Consider the following 17,868-nt stretch of genomic DNA (forward strand, 5'->3'; position numbering starts at 1 on the left):
CGAAGCCGAGCGACGAAGCCTCAATCGCGGATGATTTGCCGGGTCTCAGAATGACACTCATCACCGGCCTCCCGGAGGATTGAGTGGAAGGCGTGCCAAGGCTGGGCGACGGACCGTGTCGGAGGCGGGGCTGTCCGGGAGCGATCCGGCAGCGCCAGGCGTGCTCGATGCGTCCGGTTTCTCAGCCTTTCGAAGCCTCCCGGCTGCGCTGCGGATGATGTCTTCCACACCACTAGCGCGCTCTTCAAAGTTAGAGTCTTCGTTAGATTCTAAGTTAAGGGAGCGATTTCCACTTTTACTTCTGTGCGTTACACCCTGTTTGGGTTCCTGATAGCACGAGACCCCGGTTCCTGATGGCACGATAGTCAGGGTTCCCGATAGCACGAGCCCATTCACAGGTTTTCCACAGCCCGGAGCGGGCTCGAAAGCCAGCAGTTTGCGGCCACCAACCTCTGTCTCGAGAAAGAGCGTATAGCCTGGCAGCGGCTGCCGCCGGATGATGTCGCGAAGCTCGAAGGCGAAGCGCTTGAAGGGGGACAGCGCCCCGGACTTCTGGTGAAGATGATGGAAATCGAAACGCCAGCCGTCCCGTTGCCTGCCACCATGCTTGCGCACCAGGCGATAGAGCCATCGGTCGAGCCCGCCAGTCAGGTCGAAATACGCCCGATCAATGGTGAGGACGAGTGCATTGTCGAGCACGGCCCGGTAGAACCAGTCGGGCACGATCAGCTCGATGCCGTCCGGGCGCCCCTCCCTGTCGCTGCGCTCCTGCCATTCGTTGATCCAGGAGAAGCGATGGCGACGTCCTTCCGCCGGTTGCCGGATCGAGGTGGAGATCGTCGTCGACTGCAGACGATCCAGCGCCGCCTTCAGGCGCTGGTAATCCCGCGCACTGGTTCCGCGACCAACATAGGTGAGGATCTCATATGGGGTGGCGGCCATCAGCCGGGAGGTGCGTAGCCCCGCGTCACGCGCCTCGACGATCTGGCTCGCCGCCCAGATCAGGATGTCGGCATCCCAGATTGTGGCCATACCGTGATCGGGAACCGCCTCGACCCGGATGCTGACGCTACCAGCGGCAAAGTCGATCGGTGCGACCCGTTTGGATTTGGCGAGGGAGAAGAAGGGATAGGCCATGAGGTCCTGCGCATCTCTGGGGGCGAAGTCACCGGGCAGCGCGCGGAACAGATCGAGCTGTCCGCGCTCGGAACGGGGTTTGCGTCCATCGGTCATGACATTGCCGCAGCGTCAGCGCACGAAGCGGCCGGGCTGCGGGAGGTTGGCAAGCGTATGGCGCTTCGCTGGCAGCACTTGCCCGCGCGGGTCGGATGTCGAGGTGACGGCGCCGCGTCCGACCCAGGCCTGCAGGTCCTCGATCGCATAGACCACGCGTCCGCCCAGCTTGTGGTAGGCGGGACCGGTGCCATAGGTCCGGTGCTTCTCCAGCGTCCGAGCCGACAGGCTGAGGAAATGCGCGGCTTCCTTGGTGCGCAGATAGCGCGGGGGAAGTTCGGTTGAGATGGCGGACATCGGGCGTCTCCCTGCTGTGTGTGACCAGTGCCGCGAAACAGCGGCGGATGACGGTCATGATGGCGAAGCGCGTCTGGTCAGATGCAGTGGGGAGTTGGCAGGGGTAAATTCGCACACCGCGGCGCGGGATCGCCGACCTAGAGGCGGCGCTGGTGACGCAGGAGCTTGCGATAGCCGCCGGCGATCAGGTCACGCCCCTCACGAAGGAGACTGGAGACGGCAAAACGGGCTGAGGAGACCTGCCATTCATCGCGGTCCAGGCGACCGGTACGGAACAGCACATCGGCGATCTGCATCTGGGTCGCGCCGTCGAAGGCGGCGTCGGAGGCTTGAAGGACACGCCGCAGGCGCGCTTTCTGCTGCGCGGTCAGGCGGGTGTCGCGCGGGATTGAACGACGTCGATGCTGGTCCGCCAGAAGCCGCTGGATCGCTTCGATGCGATCAAGGCCCTCGGGGCCGAGAGGAACAGTGGCAACAAGCCGTCCACAGTGCTTCAGAGGAGCAACGAGATGCAGGTATGTTCCGTCCGGCAACCTGTGCCGCAGGTGCTTACCAATGGGGGATGCCCTGCCCTTCGGGGCGACTATCTCACCGCCGGGAGTATCAGTCTCTCCGGCGAGTGCCCCGGGGGCAACCGCGAGGATCACGGCGCTGGTATCGATTTCGGGGCGCCAGAATATCTCTGCGACAGTCGCGCTCAGACCGGGGCGAACCGGGAAAGCACAGACCCCATCGACGGCCGACCTGATCCCTCAGGTCAGCCCTGTCAGGTGGTCCCCCTGCAAGCTCTGCATAGTCATGTTGATATTCGGGATTGCGACGCAGGCATTCCCAGCCGAGTTCCGGCGCGGCCAGATCATCGAGATAGTCATAGGCCGCCTGGTTACGCCAGTTCGAGCGGTCGGGTTGCATGGCATCGCTTCTCCCTTAGGTTGATCTCAAGAAAGGATTCCGAGAGATCAATCACTTGGGAAGTCCGCCGCAAGGCATCAGGTGATGCGTGGGACGCATCACCTTCTCAGTTGGTTCGCCCCGCCGCCAATTGCCGGTAGCCCTCGGAACTCAGCCAGCGCGCGCGTTCAAGGTGGGTATCGTGGACCAGGCGCGCCCGCTCCGGCTCTTTCTGCGTATCGAGCCCCAGGATGATCTGCGCGGCCTCCTGCCAGCTCGCGCCCTCGCCGGCAGCATCGAGCAGACGCATATACTGCGTCATGTGACGACGGTCATAATCCGTCACCACGGCTCCTTGCGGCGGTACATCCTGCAATTCGCCTCTTCTCACGCGCAACCCCACTGCGGTTTGCGAGCATTTCTAACACAGCGGCTCGACCTTCTTGTAAGCATGGTGACGGCGGGCATCCCTTTTCGGGGAGATGCGCCGCAAAACTCAGCCCTTCGGGACGGCCTTCGCCTGAACATGCATCACTCCAATCCCCTGGTCGGAGTTCAGGAGAAGAATGCCATTCGCTTCGAAAGCCCGTCGAACCTGATCGCGCGTGGTCTCATAGACCTCGAGTCCGCTTTCGGATTCGAGACGCTTGAGCGCGGTCAAAGATACCCGGGCCTCATCCGCAAGCTGCTCCTGCGTCCAGCCAAGAAGCGCCCGCGCGGCCCGTGATTGTCGGGCGGTGATCATGCAGATCACCTCCCATCCGGCCCGGCGCGCACGCCAGAACTACGACCATTATAGTCGTATTTTGGAAATTCACCACCAAAATTCTGACGTGTTTACATCGCGTTTCCGCTTTGGCGTCGGAAATTTCGGGAACTGATTCGGTTGCCCGGTTTGGCGGTCGGCCCCGGCCTTTGGACCGGGGCCTCGCGACGGCGTTATTCGCTGCGGCGACCGTTGGGGCGGGACCAGATCAGAGCGTAGCTCTCGCCGCCCTCGTCGTCGAAGAGGTTGGCGTAGATCGGGGCGGTGAAGCTCGGATCGTCGAGCTTGAGGCCCAGATAGTCGCGGCCCTCGCCCGAGCGCTTGGACCAGGCGGCGCCGATCTCGGCGCGGCCGACCAGAACCAGGTGGCTGGGGGCGTTCTCGCCGGTGGCCCGGGTGTCGGGAACGATGCGCACGCCCTTGGCCTGGACGCTGAGGGTGACGATTTCGCCGGTGAATTCGTTGCCGGTCTTCTTGAAGGTGCCGATGGTTGCCATTCTAAGTCTCCGTTTTCCGTTTCCGGGTCCGCACCATTGCGGCCCGATGGCGATCGACAGGCCGGAGACGACAGGCGGTGCACCCCCGCTTTGCCGGGGGCTGGACAGCACAGGCAGAACTTTCTTGTTCCGCGCGGAATGACGGCTCCGCCGGCAGGGGAAGAAAGTTATGGCGGCGCTGTTGCGCCAAGCCGGTCGAGGCACAGCCGGTCTTCGGCCAGATCAGTCCATTGAAAGGGCCGTATGGAGCGGAGATGGGACGGGCAAGGAACGGAGACGATGGCGACCGCGCATGCCCGTCAGCCTGACCGGCCTTTCCACCGGCGGATTGGCTCACCCGCGACAGGCCATACGCATCACTTTCCAAGACGCCCCGCCCGGCGTGCCCCCCCCGATCACAGGGGCGGTTTACCGCTCGAACGGTCCGCCCCCCACCGCGCGGCCACGAGCCGCGACGTCGGCCTCATGCCGATCCGCACATAGCCCCATACGGGTACCCTGATGATCGGGATGGCATTCCAGCGCCGCTCCGGTCCCGCCTCATCGGATCGTCAGCAGTGTCAGGCGCCTATGGGAGACCTACCCGAAGGCTCGGCGGCTGAACCGGCAATGCGGAGAAAGGCGGAAATGCCGACGGCTGCAGCGCCGATGACCGAGAAGATCATCTGCCATGTCTCCGAGGGCATCATGGCCCTGGCGTTCCCGAGGGTGGCGTGGAAGCCAGCGAGCACCGCGGGCACCACGAAGATCAGCGCAATGATAAAGCGTGCCCAAAGCGGGCGGACAAGCATGATCAGCGCCTGACCGATGGCCAGCGTCAACCCTGCAGCGAAGCCGCCCACGAGGATTGCACCGAACCAGCCTGCGCCGGTGCCATAGTCCCAGATGCCGGCATGAAGTCCGACGAGGAACGGCAAGGCGAAGACGGCGAGGTTGAACACCAACCAGCACATGGCCGCGATGGCGGCAAAAGACGCAAGGATACCGACAGCGAACATGGTGGGATCTCCCGGATAACTTGGAACGGTCGCGCCTTCCATCACCACCATGGCGCAACTTGAAGTCTAGCAAGATTTCCGTCCAAAGGCGAGACGCCAAGATATTCCTCAGGCCTACTGCGCGAGGCAACCCGGTCACTGGTGTCGGTCCGGAGAGCGTCAGCTTAGTGTTTTTGTTTCTACCAGATGCTTCAATCAAACGATTTGGAAAGTTCCCGTGTCTTTGAACGACTGCCAGTGCGAAAATGTAGGGTACTCGGTCGCAACAAAGCTTTCTCGATCAATTTCCTCGTAGCGAACAAATCTGATTTCTGAAGCCTCACCTCCGTCCGGCGAGTAATCGGAGTTTGCAAGATAGGCATGAGCAAGCAGAGAGATGTTTTGTAATTGGTCCCCATTGGGATAAGTGTGTTGCTCGATGTTCGGGTCTGACGACAAGCCGAAAGGAGTTACCCGCTCTAAAGACGCATTTGCTTCTTCCATAGCTTCGCGAAAGACAACATCCATCAAGGACTCTCCCAGTTCCATCGAACCGCCCGGCAGCCCCCAGTAACCGCTGTCTGTCCGCTTGATGATCAAGAACCTACCCATGTCATCTTCTATCAAGATGCGCGCACCCACTGCCAACAGCCGCCTGTTTCCAACCAAGCCTCGCAATTGCCCCAAATAACTCTCGGAAAACTGCACTGAAAGCTCCATCCTGAAACAGAAAATGCTATGAGGACACGAACAGTTCCTCATCTTTCAGATAGTCGCGCACACTGTGGTATCGGTCAAGAAAGTCTCGAAGCTTCCATTTCAAGGTAGGGCAGCGCTCACGCGCTGCCCTCCGCGAGGCGGTAGACTGGGATGCCCATCTTGCGGGCCTTGTCGGCGAGGTTTTCCTGGATGCCCGTTCCTGGGAAGACGATGACCCCAATCGGCATCGTGTCGAGCATCCGGTCGTTGCGCTTGAACGGCGCGGCCTTGGCGTGTTTGGTCCAGTCAGGCTTGAAGGCGACCTGCGGCACCTCGCGGTTGTTGGCCCAGGTGGCGGCGATGCGTTCGGCGCCTTTCGGCGATCCGCCATGCAGGAGCACCATGTCCGGGTGCTTGGCATGCACCTGATCGAGCCTGGCCCAGATCGTGCGGTGATCGGTGGTCTCCCCACCCGAGAAAGCAATCTTCGGCCCAGCGGGCAAGAGAACCTCATTGTCGGCCCGTCGCTTGGCCGCGAGGAAATCGCGGCTGTCGATCATGGCCGAGGTCATCTGGCGATGGTTGACCCGTGATCCGGAGCGCGGTGACCAGGGCGTGCCTGTGCTGCGCAGGTAGAGGTCGGAGGCAGTGTCGCGAAAGGTCTCCATGCTGTCGCGGCGCTCGATCAGATTTTGTCCGATTCCGATCAGGGTCTCCAACTGGACGGATTTGACCTCGCTGCCATCCTGTTCGCGCTGAAGGCGCTTCTGGGCCTGCTCGTTATCGTCGAGTTTGCGTTCAATCCGCTCGACGGCGCGGTGGAAGGTGTTGACGGTGGACCACATGATCTCGTCTAGGTCGGAATCGAGGCTGGTGTCGGCCATGGTGGAGATCAGGGCGTCGAAGATGTCGGCAACCGCGCCCTGGATGGCGTTGTCCTCGGGCGTGATCCGGGGATCGGCCTCGCGCTCGGCGGGACGGTAACCGTAAAGTTCGAGCGCTTCGATGACATGGCCGGTGGGAGACGTGCTGTGTTCGGGTTCGAATTCGTCATGGGCATACATGGGATGTGTCCTTCGGCTGGACCGCGACCGTCGCGGCCTTCATGGCGACGACAAGCCCACCGGCGCTCCGGCCGGGCAGCCCGAGCCCTTTGGCTCAGGGCCTTGATGGCAAAGCCCGGCTGATTTGCTTCGCGCTGTAAAGGCGGGCCTGCCCGCCGACGGAAATCAGTCGGGCGCCGCCATTGCCGGGCCGGAGCGCTTGTGGGCCGCTCGCCCTCTCAAGAAGGCCAAGGCGCGGATCTCGTACCGAGGTGCTACTATCCTTTGCCCATGGCAGGATCGGTTATCCCCGATCACGGCCCTCTCTGGCTATGACGCAAGCGCCATGAAGCGGCTGACGTCCTCGGGGGCGATCTGCACCCGGATCTGCGCCCGAAGTGCCTCCAGTCCGAAGCTGACGAGATCGTCGTTGAAATCTCCCAGCATGGGCGAAAGCGTGATGGCCTCGATCCCGGCCTCGATGGCCCGGTCCACCAGACTGTCCCGTGCGGCGTCACCTGCCGGATCGTTGTCGCGGACGATATAGAGCCTGCGCAGATGCGGGGAGAACTGGATGGCGGCGAGATGGCCAGCCGAAAGTGCCGAAATCATCGGCATCTTGGGCAATGCCTGCCGCAGCGAGAGGATGGTTTCGATCCCCTCGCCTGCCGCCATGACATCCTGCGCCTCGCCAAACCGGACGGCGTTTTCGAGCAGGTCTCCCATCGCCTTTCTCGGCGGATCGATCGGCGCTTTCCCGGAGCCGTCACGTTGAAGCCAGGTGCGATGCACACCGGTGATCCTGCCTTCGAGGTCGGTGACGGCGGCGATCATGGCCGGCCAGGTTTCGGTTGGGCCGTCGCTCTCCGCACGCCAGTAGCAGGTCGGGTGGAACCGCAGATTTGCGGTTCCGCGTAAATCCGCAATGCCGCGTGTCCGTAAATACGCCTCTGCAAGACTGCCGGTGAGCGGTTGCGTCATGCGCCAGAGCCGGCGGGCCGCCTTGGACGATCCCGATGGTACAGGCGGTGTTTGGGCCCTACGGGACTGCGGCACCGGTTCAGGTTGCGGCAGGCTGAGGAAGCGTCGTGCTTCCTCAGCAACGTCGGCAAAATCGATGAGGCCGAGGCTTTCGCCGATCACGTCGAGCAGATCGCCATGTTCCCCGCTCTGCGCATCGGTCCATTTGCCGGCCGCGCCCTTACCGGCCTCCGGCCCGGTCAGACGGACGAACATTGAACGACCGGGCGTGTTTCGCACATCCCCAACCTGCCAGTAATTGCCCTGCTTGCGCCCGTTCGAGAGATAGTGGCGGCACACCGCCTCGGCCTGGCGACCAAGATGCTGCGCCAGCTCGGAAGCGTTGAGACGTGCCATCACGCAGCCCCCCGCTCGGAGATGCGCTCGACCGGGAAGCGGTCGAGCAGTTTGCCGATGATCTCCGGCCCCGATGCGTCCACCGGCACGAAGAAGCGGAGTTTCCATGAGATGATCTCGCTGAAGAGACCATAGGTTCGCAACCGATCGCGCATGGTATCGGTGAAGCCGGTGAGTTCGATACGGTTCGCGCCCATGACGCGGACGCGGCGCAGTTGCAGCCCCTCGGTGAGATCAAGGATCGTTCGGCCTTCGATCAACGCGGCATAGGCGGCATCCGGTGTCAGGCTGCTGGTGACGCCACTGGTCGAAGCATTGGTAGCCCATGCCGACGAGACACGGCGACCGATGATGCGTTCGCCCTCGTCGGTCTGGAGTCGATAGACGCGGGAGGAGTCCTGCGGCAGGCGCTTCCAGATCGGCAGCAGCAGCCCGGTCACCATATGCAGGATGCTGTCGGTGAACTCCGGCACTTCGTCCAACTCGGCCTGCCATGCCGAGGCGAAGGCAGCGCACTCGGCCTCGACCCAGTGGGTCTCGCCCATCGCCCGCACGGGCATGTTCATCGCTTCCATCGGCCGGATCAGCCGGACGCGGCGCTCGATCTCGCCATCGTCCAGCATGACGCTGGTGGTGGGGATCTGCACGGCGGCACGACCGGACCGCTCGTTGACGAGCAGCTTTGCCCGTGGATCATCCAGTTCTGCCAAGGCCGCATCCAGCGTCACCGGCTGGTTGCGTTTGCGCTCGGTTAGCGTGAGGAGCCGGGTTTCTGCCCCGGTGCCCGGATGGGTGTGGATCACCTGCCGGTCGGTGACGATGAAGCTCTCGGCGCGAAGCGTCTCCAGCCCCATGTCATAGGTGCCGGATGCAATCGCCCCGTCGATCCGGGCCTGCAGAAGCTGCTCGAAGGCCGAGAACAGAATGCCCTGCAACTCGATGGTCAGCGCTAGCAGCCGGTTGAGGAAGGTGGTGATCGGCGGCAGATCGTCCTTGATCCCATTCGTGTCCATCAGCTTCAGACCGGTGGCGGACTCAAACCGTTCAAGCGAGCAGCCCTCGACCTTGCCGCGCACGATCAAAAGGTAGAGCTGGCGCAACGCATCGCGGGCATAGGCAGATTCCAGATTATCCTCGGGCCGAAACAGGCCCTGACCGCCGGTCTGACGCTGCCCGCGCGTGATCGCGCCCAAGGTGTCGAGGCGGCGGGCAATCGTGCTGAGGAACCGCTTCTCAGCCTTCACATCCGTGGCGATGGGCCGGAACAGCGGCGGCTGCGCCTGATTGGTACGATTGGTGCGGCCCAGCCCCTGAATGGCGGCATCCGCCTTCCAGCCCGGCTCCAGCAGGTAGTGCACCCGCAGCCGCTGGTTCCGCGCCGAGAGGTCCGCGTGATAGCTGCGCCCGGTGCCCCCGGCATCAGAAAAGACAAGAATGCGATTCTGGTCATCCATGAAGGCCGAAGTCTCGGCGAGGTTGGAAGAAGGAGCGCGGCTCTCGACGGCCAGGCGGGCCGATGCGCCTTCGCCCTTGCGCACGATGCGGCGGGACCGCCCCGTGACCTCCGCCACCACATCCGTGCCGAAACGCTGCACGACCTGATCGAGCGCTCCCGGGACCGGCGGCAACAAGCCGAGCTGCTCGAGCATCTCATCCCGCCGCGCCACGGCTTCGCGGCTCTCGACCGGTTGGCCGTCCCGGAACACCGGCCGCGAGGAAAGATTGCCCTCGCTGTCGGTGAAGGGCTCGTAGAGCTGCACCGGGAAGGAGTGCTGCAAGTACGAGCCGACATATTCCCGCGGCGTGACATCGACAGAAACATCGTTCCACTCGTCGGTGGGTATCTCGGCCAGCCGCCGTTCCATCAGCGCCTCGCCGGTGGAGACGATCTGGATGACGGCGGCATGGCCCGCCTCCAGATCGGCGTCGATAGAGCGGATCAGCGTCGGGGTTTTCATCGAAGTGAGCAGATGGCCGAAGAAACGCTGCTTGGTGCTTTCGAAGGCCGACCGCGCGGCGGATTTGGCCTGCCGGTTTAGCGTGCCTTCACTGCCGGTGATGTTGGCCGCCTCCATCGCCGCGTCTAGGTTTCCATGGATCACGGCGAACGCCGCAGCGTAAGCGTCATAGATGCGGCGCTGCTCATCCGTGAGCTTGTGCTCGACCAGTTCGTATTCCACCCCATCATAGGAGAGCGAGCGGGCGGTATAGAGGCCGAGAGATCGCAGATCGCGGGCCAGAACTTCCATGGCCGCAACGCCACCGGCTTCGATCGCTTCGACGAACTCGGCGCGGGTTGCAAACGGGAAGTCCTCGCCGCCCCAGAGACCGAGCCGCTGCGCATAAGCGAGATTGTGAACCGTGGTGGCCCCGGTTGCCGAGACATAGACCACGCGGGCATCCGGCAGCGCGTGCTGGAGCCGCAGGCCCGCACGCCCCTGCTGCGAGGCGGCGACATCCCCGCGTTCGCCTTTTCCGCCACCGGCATTCTGCATGGCATGGCTTTCGTCGAAAATGATGACCCCATCGAAGTCCCTGCCCAACCATTCGACGATCTGCTTCACACGCGAAACTTTCTCGCCCCGGTCATCGGAGCGCAGCGTGGCATAGGTGGTAAACAGGATGCCTTCCGTGAGCATGATCTTTGCGCCTTGAGGAAAGCGCGAGAGCGGCGTGACCAGCAGCCTCTCCATGCCGAGCGCCGACCAGTCGCGTTGCGCGTCCTCGATCAGCTTGTCGGATTTGGAAATCCAGATCGCCTTGCGCCGACCTCGAAGCCAGTTGTCGAGAATGATGGCGGCCGACTGGCGGCCCTTGCCAGCGCCGGTTCCATCACCGAGCATGAAGCCCCGGCGGAAGCGGACAGCACCGGCGGCATCCTCGGCGGCGGCGCGCACGCTGTCGAAATGTTCGTCCACGGTCCATGCGCCGGCGAGGTGATCGGCATGGGCTTCCCCTGCATAGATCACCGTCTCCAACTGCGCGTCCGACAGGCGGGTACGGATGTCGGCGGGCAGCATGGGCCGATAGGACGGCTTTGGCGGCGCGACCGAGGCCATGGCTGCCGATTGCACCAGCCTGGTCGGATGCGGCTCGGCGCCGGGAATACGCAACGATTGCAGCGCATATTCCTCGTAGATCGCGTCCGACAGGCGCGCGCCCTCGGGCGGCGCCCAGTCCACGGTCTCATACTCGAGCTCCACCCCCTCGGGATCGGACGCTGGTGCGGCGGCAGGTTGGGATGCTGCGGCGCGAGCGAGATAACCGCGTACGGTCTTCGGGGCAGCCGCCGGAACGGGAGATGCGACCTTTGGCAGCGAGACCGGCAAGCGCGGCGGAACCTGGCTTTTGATCCAGCCGAGCAGCGTGGCGACATCCGGTGCGATGCCCTTTGATGCCGGGAAACAGGACGGATCGTCGGCGGGCAGCTTGTCGATGACGGTCAGCCGCGTGTCGATACTGGTACCGTGCTTCGCAAAGACCGCGCCATCGATCGCCGCGGTGAAGACCACGCGCCCGCGGTTCTGCAAGCGCATGAAGGCGTCGCGCCAGGCTGGAGCTTCCGGTCCGAAGTTGGCGCCGGTGATCGTGACCAGCCGTCCGCCGGGGACGAGCCGGGCCAGTGCCGAGGCGACATGGCGAAGCGCAGCATCCGCCATCCGTCCCTCGACATTGGCCATGACCGAGAAGGGCGGGTTCATCAGAACCACGGACGGCACGGCCTCCGGGGCCAGATGATCGTCGATCTGGGCGGCGTCGAACCGGGTGACGGGACAGACCGGAAAGAGGGAAGAGAGAAGATCGGCGCGGGTCTCGGCAAGCTCGTTGAGGATCAGCGAGGCGCCGACAGCCTGCGCCAGGATCGCCATAAGGCCGGTGCCCGCCGAGGGCTCCAGCACCACGTCATCGGGCGTGATCGTGGCCGCGATGAGGGCGGCAAAGCCGAGAGGCAGAGGCGTCGAAAACTGCTGGAAGCTCTGGCTTTCCTCGGAGCGGCGGGTCTGCGTGGGCAGCAACCCCGCGATCTTCGCCAGAGGATCGAGCCGGGAAACCGGAGAACCGGCTTTGCGGAAAAGCGCCTTTCCGTATTTGCGCAGGAAGAGAACCGTGGCGACCTCGCAGGCCTCATAGGCAAGCTTCCAGTCCCAGGTGCCACTGGCGTCGGAGGCACCGAAAGCGCTTTCCATCGCATCGCGCAGGATCGCGGCCTCCACACGCTGGCCTCGTTCGAGATGGGGCAGCAGGAGATTGGCGGCGGCCAGGATCGCGGGCGCGGGCTGCGTGACCGGACCGGTCACGGGAGATGAGATGTTCATGTCGGGGAACCTCGGAGAGCGGGAGGGACAAGCCCGGACGGCGCTCTCTCTCGACCACCCGGACTCACCCCGTCCCGGCACCTCTCTGGCTCTGGAAACGACGACATGAACAAAGCGCCCCGACCGGATGGTGGGGGCGCTTGCCAGGATCAGCCGAACCTGCGTCCGGCTTCGGTGAAGGTGTAACCGTTGGCGATGATGGCCTCATCGACGACCTCATCCGAGGACAGATAGTCGTATTCGCGCTCGAGCTGGCGGTAGAGCCAGCGGGCGAGATCGCGCAACGCCTCGATAACCACCTCCTCGGCGTCGGCGGTCAAGTCCTGCCAACTCGGACTGTCACGCTGGACCGAAATCGCCATGCAATACTCGTGACAATAATGGCCGCGATGGCTGGCCTCGGCGCGAAGCTGATAGAAATTACGCCGCTGGACCGTCTGCAGGGCATCGGCGATGCGGTGCAGCTCGGTGTCCTGCGGCGCGTATTCCCTGATCCGGCGCGGCGCGCCCTTGCGGTAGGCATAGAAGGTTTCGAAGCATGCGCCATCCCCCTGGCTCCAGAAGCCCCGGAACCAGATGCAGGGTTCCTGCCGTGTGCCGCCGCCCATCAACCGGACGGTTCGGGTCTTGAGGTTCAGCCCGAGGATTTCGGTGACGCGCTGGAAATCCTCATAGACGGCATCGTACCAGTCATCGTCGAAGCCGCCCTCACGATACCAAGCGCGGGCCTTGTCTTTCGCCGCATCGGACAATTCGCCCAAGCGATAGACGGTGGTTTCGATAACCTCAGGCATAGGGATCTCTCCCTTCGAGAACGGAGGAAAGCCAGCCATCGGTATAGATCCAGTCCAGCGTTTCGCCGGTAGCGAGATTGAGGACATGCGCGCCGCCGCCGAAACCGTCGATTCTCGGCCGAGAATGGCGGTCATGCCCGGTTCTACGGTCATATCGACACCAGCGGTGATGAGGTGATGATGAGAGCGCGGGCAGAACATCGGCCGCCAGAATCTGGCCGATAGAGCAGAAGGTTTCGGAACGGGCAAAGGTCATCGGGATCACTCCATGACGGGCGCCGGCGAGCCTCTCTCTCCGGCCCTCAACCCGTCACGGCCAACCGGCCCGGACTCTTCCTCTGCGGACGGGCGCCGCAGGCACCGGCCGGCGATGGGCAATCATCGCAGGACTGAAGGCCCGGTCACGGGATCACCGCGAACCGGGCCGCCGGGGATGAGGCGCTTTCGCGCCTTACTCCCATGGATCCAGTTCCAGCTTCACCATGTCTTCGTCGCCGTCGAACTCGTCGGCGGGCATGGCGCCGTGGGTTCCGTCCCCGGCCTGGAACACGACGATCACGACCATCAGAGTGGTGGCGAGGCTGGCGGCGAAGGCGGTGGCATCTGCATAGGACATCGGGATTGGCTCCTGTCACTGGAGGCGGGGGACCATCCCCCGCGCGACAGGCGCCCGACGTGTCTGACCGGATCTGCACTCACCCTCGGGCGTTCGGACTTTTTCCGAATCCCCGAGGGCGGCACGCGCGCGTAAGCCGACCCCGCCGGGGTTGAATGTCAAAGAGACGGATCAGACCAAGGTTAGCGAATGGAAGCGGGGGTGGTGTCTTGCATCCGACAGGCGCCGGATACCCCCTTGCAGATGCTTCACCGGCCAGCCTTGCCGCCACGCTGGCATCAGGAATGTGTTCGAGGACGGGGACGGAAACCGATGCCGAACATGATGAGCGGCACCGTCGTGCAGCTGGAACCGGAGCCATACAGGCCGATGACAGGACGACCGTGGCGGCTACCGTCAGACATGAGCGGGCCTTTAGTCCCAGAGCCCATCGGCAATCTCGCGGGCGATCATCGCGCGCGCTCTCATCATCACCTCATCACCGCTGGTGTCGATATGACCGTAGAACCGGGCATGACCGCCATTCGCGGCCCAATCGGCGTAGCGGCAATATGCGCAGGCTTCGAAACGGAAGGCGCGCATGTCATCCGCACAATGTAGCTTCGGCTCGACGACCACCGTGGTGCCGCTGCGGGTTTCCTCCCAAGGCAGCGTGCGCTCCGAAGGCGGGTTGGCGCTGTCCTCGCGGAAGATCTGATCAATATCGATATCTGCGGACATCGGATTTCTCCAAAGAAAAAGCTCGGTCACGAGGACCGGGCGAGTTGCGGAAACGGAAGGGATGTGGTGGGGCAGCAAACGCCGCCCCACCTGAGGATCATTCGGCAGCGACCATCGACTGCTCCTCGTCTTCCGTGGCTTCTTCATCCTCGCCGTCGCCGGCAAGGAACTCAGGCAGATCGTCCGCCTCGGTGTCGACATCGGCATCCACCGCGATATCGGCATCGCGGTCCACCATGCGCAGAGGCTCCGGCAGCCAGCCGGTTTCGGCCAGCAGGCGCTCGGCCTCCTTGGCCATATCGCCCTTCTTCAGATGGTCGATGAGCTGCGCCGCCCGTTCGCCCGCACCTTCGCGCACGGCTTCCAAGATCCGCGGCTTGGTCACGCGACCGAGATAGTTGGCGACGGTCGGGCGCCAGCCCACCGCCACCATGTCGAGGCCCGTTGCCCGCGCCAGCCGGTCGGCCTGAGACAGGCGCACGTCGAGCCCGTGCTGGCTGACGCCCATGCCGCCATAGGGGTTGGGCTTCTCGTGCAAGGCGTTGACGCCGAAGCTGACGCAATGGGCGAGCAACTCCATCCGGGTGTCGTCGTCCTGATCGGTGAGCCAGTCCCAGAGAGCGGCATCGTCGGCCGGAGTATGATCGCCCCAGCGTTCGTGCCGATCCTGGATGGACTTCGCCGAAACGCTTTCTCCGAGGTCCTCCGCCTGTGCCGGGAAGTGAACCTCCCGGACATGGGCCTCCAGGCACCCCCTGGTGGAATGCGGCAGGAAGCAATCGGTGACCAGCCGATGCAGCAGCGCCGTCATGGCGACATGCGGGTTCGCCGCCACGGCATCGCGGAGCGCCAGCGTGCGATGCGCGGTCAGCTCGCTGACCAGGCGGTCGGGCAGCGGCCGTATGGTCTCGACCTCGTCGTCCTCCTCGGTCTCCGGCGCGCCCCCGCCTACGGTGATGACGGCGCGCCGGACGCTGCCGTCTTCGTCGCCTTCGGCAGATGCACCATCGGCGTCTTCGCCCTCGTGACCTTCCACCCCCTCGTCTTCGGGGCGGACATAACCGCGCTCGACGGCAAGCTGGCCGTCATGGCGGATGCTGACGAAGACACCGGCACGGGCCATCTGGTCCGCGTCATAGCGCATCGGCCGGGCCTCGAAGGCCTCCAGTGCCTCCTCGATCTCGCCGAGGCGGGCATCAACCTCGTCGGGGAACTCGTCAGCCTCGGCATATTCCGCCTCCAGCGCGTCGAACTCGTCCCGCAGCTTCTCACGCTCGGCACGTTCGTCGTCAGTCAGGTCGATGGTGGTGCTGGCCAGACGGCGCATGCTATTGGTATGGCCGTAGGGGAAGTCCACGGCGACCTCGATCCACTTCCAGCCCTCGGCGGCGATGGTCTCCGCCTCGGCCTTCAGCTTCTCGTCCGCCAGCCGGTCGAGCAGCACCGGGTCCTGGAGCCAACCGCCATCGTCCTGCTGGAACAGATCGCGCAGAACATAGCCGCCCGCCGCCTCGTAAGCCTCGATACCGACGAAGAGCGCCCGCTTGTCGGAGGCCCGCACCGTGGTCTCGGTCAGCATGCGTCGGATGGTGTAAGGCTCCTTCTGCCAGCCATCCTTGATCGCCTCCCAGACCTGTTCCTGGCGGGCATGGTTGTCGGAGACGGTGAAGGCCATCAGCTGTTCCAGCGTCATGCCGTCCTCGGCATAGGTCTCGAGCAGCGCCGGCGAGACCGAGACCAGGCGCAGGCGCTGCTTCACCACCTTGGCGTCGACGAAAAAGGCGGCGGCGATTTCCTCCTCGCTCATGCCCTTCTCACGAAAGACCTGGAAGGCGCGGAACTGGTCGAGCGGATGCAGCGGCGCGCGCTCGATATTCTCTGCGAGCGAGACCTCGTCGATGAGGATGTCGTCACTGGCCTCCGAGACGATACAAGGCACTGGCGTGGTCTTGTTGAGGCGCTTCTGCTTGACCAGCAATTCCAGCGCACGATAGCGGCGGCCGCCAGCCGGCACCTCAAAGAGGCCGGTCTCCTTGCCCTCCGCGTCGAGCTCGGGGCGGACATGCAGGGACTGGATCAGCCCCCGGCGGGCGATGGACTCGGCCAGTTCCTCGACCGAGATGCCGGCCTTCACGCGCCGCACGTTGGACTGGCTGAGCACCAGCTTGTTGAACGGGATGTCGCGCGAGGACGACAGGGTGATCTTCTGAGTGGCAGTGGCCATGTCAGGTTCTCCATGACGGACGCCGGGGAGCCTCTCTCTCCGGCAACCAGCCCGTCACGAAACCCCCTCACTCCTTTCCCTCTTATGAGCCGGCGTAACGCGCGGCCCCATCAGAGCTCGCCGCGGGCGCGCAGGCTGGTCTCCCGGCCGGCGCCGGTGATGATGTGGTCGTGCAGCGCCACCCCCAGGGCCGCACAGACCGTCCGGATTTCCTTCGTCATCGCGAGATCGGCGGCCGAGGGCTCGGGATCGCCGGCCGGATGATTGTGGACGACGATCAGCGCGGAGGCGTTAAGCGCCAGGCAGCGCCGCAGGACCTCCCGGGGATAGACCGGGACATGATCGACTGTGCCGGTGGCGAGGCACTCGTCTGAGATCAGCCGGTTCCTGCGGTCTAGATATAGGACATGGAAGCGCTCCACATCGCCCCTGATGGTGAGGGCGCAATAGTCGAGCACCGCCTGCCAGGACGTCAGGACAGGGTTCTGATTGAGGTGGCGCAGCAGGATCTGCCGGGCCTCGTAGACCACGGCCTGTTCTTGGGCGGAGAATTGGAGTCTCTGCGCTTCGATGTCGGGTGTTCTCGTGTTTCGTGTCATGGTGCTGTTCTCCGACGGGCAGCCGGCCGGGCGCCGAACTTTCACCGCGTCACGAGGAGAGGCGCCGCCCTCTTCCTGCGAAGCGAGCGGCGCCGAAGCTGCAGAACCCCTCAAGAACGCGGGTGCTCCGCATCAGGGCGTGTTCCGCCTGGCAGACGGCCCGAGCGATAAAGCAGGCGCTCGGCATCGCGAATGCTGCCGGCATCCCGGGCGGCCTCGGTCCAAACCGAGATCGGGAAATCCCCCGTGAACAGCAGATCCCGCTCGATACCCATGCCGAAGGGCAGCCGAATGGAGCGCAGTTCGTTGAGGCTCCAGGAGCCAAGTTCGGGGTAGCCAATGTCGGCCAGGCCAAACATGATGTCGCCGTCCTCGTCGAGCTCGGTCGCAAGCCAGACACCGGCGCCAAAGGGATTGAAGAACTTCACGACCGGAATGTGATCCTGATCGCGATCGCGGCCATTCGCCAGCAGCCGATTGCGCTGTGTAACGGTCAGGAGGATCATGCCGCGGCCCTCCCTTCCGTCGGGGTCTGCCGCTCAACATCGGTGCTGTCGCCGGGCAGATGGGCCAGCAGCCAGTCGGCCGCCTTGCTGGCGAGCGAGGCGGCGCGGACGATCGCGCGGGAATCCTCGCGCATCACCTCCAGCCAGGAGCCGATGTAATCGGCGTGGCGCACAGTCGGGACGATCCCGAGCGAGGCGCAACAGAACGCGCTCGAAATCTCCGCGACATATCCTGACAGTCCAGCCCCATTCTGAAATTTTCCGGCAATGAGAACGGTTTTGGTCATGCCGCTACCTCCTCTGCATGGGGCTG

The 17,868-nt window shown here is 64.0% G+C and carries 20 protein-coding genes; all 20 read right to left on the reverse strand.

The features are described from left to right. Positions 1–60: 60 nt before the first annotated feature. A complete protein-coding gene (locus F3H87_RS19855; protein ID WP_149789637.1) occupies positions 61–1,233 on the reverse strand; it encodes a replication initiator protein A in 1,173 nt (390 codons plus the stop codon). A 15-nt stretch (positions 1,234–1,248) separates the two neighbouring features. Beyond that, positions 1,249–1,530 carry a helix-turn-helix transcriptional regulator gene (locus F3H87_RS19860; RefSeq protein WP_149789636.1) on the reverse strand — a complete coding sequence of 94 codons (282 nt, stop codon included), beginning with the start codon at positions 1,528–1,530 and terminating at the stop codon, positions 1,249–1,251. 137 nt (positions 1,531–1,667) lie between these two features. Next, positions 1,668–2,063 (reverse strand): DUF2285 domain-containing protein, encoded by a 396-nt coding sequence (locus F3H87_RS19865; RefSeq protein WP_149789635.1) that lies wholly within the window; start codon positions 2,061–2,063, stop codon positions 1,668–1,670. Between the two features lie 70 nt (positions 2,064–2,133). Continuing rightward, positions 2,134–2,442 (reverse strand): transcriptional regulator domain-containing protein, encoded by a 309-nt coding sequence (locus F3H87_RS22190; protein ID WP_223228146.1) that lies wholly within the window; start codon positions 2,440–2,442, stop codon positions 2,134–2,136. A gap of 106 nt (positions 2,443–2,548) precedes the next feature. After that, positions 2,549–2,812, reverse strand: a complete 264-nt coding sequence (locus F3H87_RS19870; protein WP_149789693.1) for a DNA -binding domain-containing protein — start codon at positions 2,810–2,812, stop codon at positions 2,549–2,551. A gap of 105 nt (positions 2,813–2,917) precedes the next feature. Beyond that, positions 2,918–3,166, reverse strand: coding sequence for a helix-turn-helix domain-containing protein (locus F3H87_RS19875; protein ID WP_058099626.1), 249 nt, complete (start codon positions 3,164–3,166; stop codon positions 2,918–2,920). A gap of 194 nt (positions 3,167–3,360) precedes the next feature. Then, a complete protein-coding gene (locus tag F3H87_RS19880) occupies positions 3,361–3,684 on the reverse strand; it encodes a DUF736 domain-containing protein (protein WP_149789634.1) in 324 nt (107 codons plus the stop codon). A gap of 560 nt (positions 3,685–4,244) precedes the next feature. Beyond that, on the reverse strand, positions 4,245–4,733 hold the full coding sequence (locus F3H87_RS19890) for a hypothetical protein (protein WP_223228147.1): 489 nt from the start codon (positions 4,731–4,733) through the stop codon (positions 4,245–4,247). A 144-nt stretch (positions 4,734–4,877) separates the two neighbouring features. Beyond that, entirely contained in the window at positions 4,878–5,369 is a 492-nt protein-coding gene (locus tag F3H87_RS19895) for an NUDIX domain-containing protein (protein WP_188129288.1), read from the reverse strand. 128 nt (positions 5,370–5,497) lie between these two features. Beyond that, complete coding sequence (locus F3H87_RS19900; protein WP_149789632.1) at positions 5,498–6,424, reverse strand: DUF2493 domain-containing protein; 927 nt, start codon at positions 6,422–6,424, stop codon at positions 5,498–5,500. A gap of 309 nt (positions 6,425–6,733) precedes the next feature. Beyond that, positions 6,734–7,780, reverse strand: a complete 1,047-nt coding sequence (locus F3H87_RS19905; protein ID WP_149789631.1) for a DUF7146 domain-containing protein — start codon at positions 7,778–7,780, stop codon at positions 6,734–6,736. After that, positions 7,780–12,096: a strawberry notch-like NTP hydrolase domain-containing protein gene (locus F3H87_RS19910; RefSeq protein WP_149789630.1), complete on the reverse strand. Its 4,317-nt coding sequence runs from the start codon at positions 12,094–12,096 to the stop codon at positions 7,780–7,782. The genes F3H87_RS19905 and F3H87_RS19910 overlap by 1 nt, the downstream gene beginning before the upstream one ends. Positions 12,097–12,245: 149 nt before the next feature. Continuing rightward, complete coding sequence (locus F3H87_RS19915; RefSeq protein ID WP_149789629.1) at positions 12,246–12,890, reverse strand: antitoxin of toxin-antitoxin stability system; 645 nt, start codon at positions 12,888–12,890, stop codon at positions 12,246–12,248. Continuing rightward, the gene (locus F3H87_RS19920; protein ID WP_188129293.1) at positions 12,883–13,146 is read right to left on the reverse strand and encodes a hypothetical protein; all 264 of its coding nucleotides are present in this window, start codon (positions 13,144–13,146) and stop codon (positions 12,883–12,885) included. Before F3H87_RS19920 ends, F3H87_RS19915 begins: the two co-directional genes overlap by 8 nt. A gap of 195 nt (positions 13,147–13,341) precedes the next feature. After that, a complete protein-coding gene (locus tag F3H87_RS19925; RefSeq protein ID WP_009573755.1) occupies positions 13,342–13,506 on the reverse strand; it encodes a hypothetical protein in 165 nt (54 codons plus the stop codon). A gap of 414 nt (positions 13,507–13,920) precedes the next feature. Then, a complete protein-coding gene (locus F3H87_RS19930) occupies positions 13,921–14,226 on the reverse strand; it encodes a hypothetical protein (protein WP_149789627.1) in 306 nt (101 codons plus the stop codon). Positions 14,227–14,323: 97 nt separating this feature from the next. Then, a complete protein-coding gene (locus tag F3H87_RS19935) occupies positions 14,324–16,450 on the reverse strand; it encodes a ParB/RepB/Spo0J family partition protein (protein WP_149789626.1) in 2,127 nt (708 codons plus the stop codon). Between the two features lie 110 nt (positions 16,451–16,560). Further along, entirely contained in the window at positions 16,561–17,049 is a 489-nt protein-coding gene (radC, locus tag F3H87_RS19940) for a RadC family protein (protein WP_149789625.1), read from the reverse strand. A gap of 110 nt (positions 17,050–17,159) precedes the next feature. Continuing rightward, a complete protein-coding gene (locus tag F3H87_RS19945) occupies positions 17,160–17,555 on the reverse strand; it encodes a DUF2958 domain-containing protein (protein ID WP_149789624.1) in 396 nt (131 codons plus the stop codon). After that, entirely contained in the window at positions 17,552–17,842 is a 291-nt protein-coding gene (locus tag F3H87_RS19950; RefSeq protein WP_149789623.1) for a zincin-like metallopeptidase domain-containing protein, read from the reverse strand. Before F3H87_RS19950 ends, F3H87_RS19945 begins: the two co-directional genes overlap by 4 nt. Positions 17,843–17,868: the final 26 nt, after the last annotated feature.

This window comes from Lutimaribacter pacificus, assembly GCF_900142185.1.
Taxonomy (GTDB): domain Bacteria; phylum Pseudomonadota; class Alphaproteobacteria; order Rhodobacterales; family Rhodobacteraceae; genus Lutimaribacter; species Lutimaribacter pacificus.